Annotated in this window: 3 protein-coding genes; 2 read left to right on the top strand and 1 reads right to left on the bottom strand. The window is 62.3% G+C overall.

Annotated features, from left to right (window positions below; genetic code table 11):
* Positions 1-30: 30 nt before the first annotated feature.
* Entirely contained in the window at positions 31-1,035 is a 1,005-nt protein-coding gene (locus tag ACILRA_RS20910) for a substrate-binding domain-containing protein (protein ID WP_395663980.1), read from the top strand.
* Between the two features lie 189 nt (positions 1,036-1,224).
* Here the strand turns inward: ACILRA_RS20910 and ACILRA_RS20915 are convergent, their stop codons facing one another.
* Positions 1,225-2,112, bottom strand: coding sequence for a LysR family transcriptional regulator (locus ACILRA_RS20915; RefSeq protein WP_395663981.1), 888 nt, complete (start codon positions 2,110-2,112; stop codon positions 1,225-1,227).
* 102 nt (positions 2,113-2,214) lie between these two features.
* Here ACILRA_RS20915 and ACILRA_RS20920 point away from each other — a divergent pair, with 102 nt between their 5' ends.
* Positions 2,215-3,711 (top strand): CoA-acylating methylmalonate-semialdehyde dehydrogenase, encoded by a 1,497-nt coding sequence (locus tag ACILRA_RS20920; protein ID WP_395663982.1) that lies wholly within the window; start codon positions 2,215-2,217, stop codon positions 3,709-3,711.
* Positions 3,712-3,803: the final 92 nt, after the last annotated feature.

Below are 3,803 nucleotides of genomic sequence, written 5' to 3' on the forward strand. Positions count from 1 at the left end.
AGTGAAAAACAAAATGTGGAGGAAAGTGACATGAAGAAGTTTCTGATGGCGGCAGCCATGACGGTGAGCGCCATGACCATTACCGTCTCAGCTGCACAGGCAAAATATGTCTTCGCGCTGGTGCCGAAAAACATGAATAACCCCTTCTTCGATCAGGCTCGTGATGGCTGCAAGAAGGCAGAAGCCGAGTCGAACGGTGCCTTCGAATGCATGTACATCGGCCCTGGCGAACATGGCGGCGGTGACGAGCAGGTCGCCATCGTGCAGGACCTCGTGGCCAAGAAGGTCGACGGTATCGCGGTGTCCCCGTCCAACGCCGCGGCCATGGCCGTGGCGCTGCAGGCCGCCAAGGAAGCCGGTATCCCCGTGCTGACCTGGGACTCTGATCTGCTGCCCGAGAACAAGGATCTCCGTGTCGCCTACATCGGCACGCACAACTACGAGATCGGCACCAACCTTGCCAAGCTGATCAAGGCTATCAAACCTAACGGCGGCACGGTCTGCATTCAGTCGGGCGGCGCTGCTGCCGCGAACCACAATGAGCGCATGCAGGGCATCCGCGACGAACTCTCCGGCACCAAGTCCGCAGCTTCGCCTGGCGACAGCCTGACCGGACAGGGCGGTTGGACCGAGGCTGAGGGCTGCCCGCTCTACACCGATGACGACTTCCCGAAATCGGTCCAGCAGTTTGAAGACTTCATGGCGAAGAACCCGACCGTCGACGCCTTCGTGCCGACGGGTGGCTTCCCGCAGTTCATTCCGGACGCCAATCGCGCCGCGGTGGAGAAGTACAAGGACAAGATCGCGTCCAAGTCGCTCGCACTCGTGGTGGCAGACACGCTGCCCATCCAGATCGAGCAGATGAAGGAAGGCTTGTCTCTTGGTCAGGTCGGCCAGCGTCCCTTCGAGATGGGCTTCAAGACCATGAATGCTCTGCATGACATGAAGGACGGCAAGCCGGCACCGGCTGACCCGACCTACACCGGTCTCGACGTCTGCACGCCCGAGACGGCTGATACCTGTATCGCAAAGTAATCTACCGAACGATACAGTCGTTTAGGAGCAAAGGGCGGGGTTTCGATCCCGCCCTTTCTCTTGCAATCAAGGCTAGGTGTCTTCTTTACCTTGTACCTGCCCGTTTGCCATGGACACTCGGCGCGATTTCGGGGTGCACCCTGCCGATCGTTCGCGTTTCGGTGATGCGCTTGCCTGGGGCTCCGACCACTATACTGGCATGAAGCTCGCCCTGGCCGACTGCACCGCGCGCGTGATTGCCGCATAGACCTCCGCCACGCGACGTGTGTCATGCGTGTCGGGATGAGACATCAGCCAGTAGGTTCGGGTAAAGCGGAGCTTTGGCAGAAGCCTCCGCAGTTCCGGATACTGCAGGGCGGCGTAGTCGTGCAGGATGCCAACGCCATTGCCCGCCCGCACCGCCTCCATCTGTGCCACCACGCTCCCGCACTCATAGTGCCGCCTCATGCGCTTGCCGAGTTCTGCGGCATAGTCCAGCGCTCGGGAATAGACGAAGTCCTCGACGTGGGTGACGAAGAGATGCCCCTCGAGGTCCTCCACCGAAGCGATCGGCCCGTTTCGGCCGAGATAGCTTGCCGCGGCATATACGCTCAGTGAATAGTCCGTGAGCTTGCGCACGATGAGCCGCCCCTGCTTCGGTCGATCCAGAGTCACGACGATGTCTGCTTCGCGTCGTGTCAGCGAGAATGTGCGCGGCAAGGGGACGAGCTGAATAGTAAGTTCGGGGTGAAGCTCCGCAAGGGCACCGAGCGTGCGCGAAAGGAAATAATTGCCCAGCCCGTCCGGCGCGCCCACACGTACCGTGCCGGTCAGTGCCTCCGTGGCGCCCGAGATGCGGGTGCCCGCCTGCAGGAGCTCGGATTCGACCTTCTCAGCGCTGCGCATCAGCACCTCGCCGGCATGCGTCAGCACGCAGCCATTAGTCTGGCGTTCTACCAGCGGTGCTCCCAATTCTTCCTCCAGTGCCGTCAGCTGGCGGCCCACGGTGGCATGATTGAGCCCCAGGCCCTTGGCGGCGCCCAAAATTTGCCCAGAGCGCGCCACGGCGAGAAAGATGCGAATGCGGTCCCAGTCCATGTAAGTGCTTTAATTTCTGCACATCGAAAGCGCAACTTTGATTATTGCTGCGCATATTTCAAAAGCGCATAGCTGGCCCACATACTCCAGGAGGACCCCCCCATGGCAAAGACCATACCTTTCTTCATCGGCGGCCAAGAGGTTGCTGGCAAGGGCCGTACCGCACCCGTGTTCAACCCCGCGACAGGAGAACAGACAGCCGCCGTTTCCCTCGCCTCGACAGCGGAAGTGAACGAGGCCGTCGCCGTTGCGAAGAAGGCCTTCCCAGCGTGGGCCTCCACCCCGCCGCTGCGGCGCGCGCGCATCCTCAACAAGTTCCTGCGCATCCTCGAGGAGCGCACCGACGAGCTCGCCGCCGTCATCACCTCCGAGCACGGCAAGGTGCTGTCGGATGCCAAGGGCGAAATCCAGCGCGGTGCGGAAGTGGTCGAGTTCGCTACCGCCGCCCCGCAGCTCCTGAAGGGCGAAGTGACCGAGAACGTCGGCACGCGCGTCGACAGTCACTCGCTGCGCCAGCCGCTGGGCGTCGTTGCCGGCATCACGCCGTTCAACTTCCCGGCCATGGTGCCGATGTGGATGTTCCCCGTGGCGCTCGCCGCGGGCAACTGCTTCATCCTGAAGCCCTCGGAGCGCGATCCTTCCGCCTCGCTGCTGCTGGCCAAGTGGCTGCAGGAAGCGGGCCTGCCCGATGGCGTGTTCAACGTCATCCACGGCGACAAGGAAGCGGTCGACGCCATCCTGCACTCGCCGGACATCCAGGCGGTGAGCTTCGTGGGCTCCACCCCCATCGCCCGCTACATCTATGAGACCGCCGCCCGCACCGGCAAGCGCTGCCAGGCACTCGGTGGCGCCAAGAACCACATGATCATCATGCCGGACGCGGACATGGACCAGGCGGTCGACGCGCTGATGGGCGCTGCCTACGGTTCGGCCGGCGAGCGTTGCATGGCGATCTCGGTTGCCGTTCCGATCGGCCAGAAGACGGCGGATGCGCTGATCGCCAAGCTGGAGCCGAAGGTCTGCGCGCTGAAGGTCGGGCCCGGCACCGACCCTGAGGCCGAGATGGGACCCCTCGTAACCCGGCAGCACCAGGAAAAGGTGAAGGGCTACATCGATGCGGGCGTGGCGGAAGGCGCGAAGCTCGTGGTCGATGGCCGCGGCATCAAGCTCCAGGGCTATGAGAACGGCTATTTCGTTGGCGGCACGCTGTTCGACAATGTGACGCCCGACATGAAGATCTACAAGGAAGAGATCTTCGGCCCCGTCCTATCGGTCGTCCGCGCCAATGACTATTCGGAGGCCGCCAAGATGATCAACGAGCATGAATATGGCAATGGCACCGCCATCTTCACGCGCGATGGCGATGCGGCGCGCGAATTCGCTCACCAGATCCAGGTGGGCATGGTGGGGATCAACGTGCCTATCCCGGTGCCGATGGCCTTCCACTCCTTCGGTGGCTGGAAGTCGTCCCTGTTCGGCGACCACCATATGCATGGGCCCGAAGGCATCCGCTTCTACACGCGGCTGAAGACCATCACCTCGCGCTGGCCCACGGGCATCCGTGCGGGTGCGGACTTCGTGATGCCGACGATGAAGTAGGAAGCGCATTGGGATCCAAATTCGCCTGGAAAGGAACTTTTGAGTTCCCCTTCCAACGAAGCTGGCTTCTAACTTCTTCACTGTGCCGCGTC

This window comes from Aestuariivirga sp. (assembly GCF_044239095.1).
In the GTDB taxonomy this organism is placed as follows: domain Bacteria; phylum Pseudomonadota; class Alphaproteobacteria; order Rhizobiales; family Aestuariivirgaceae; genus Aestuariivirga.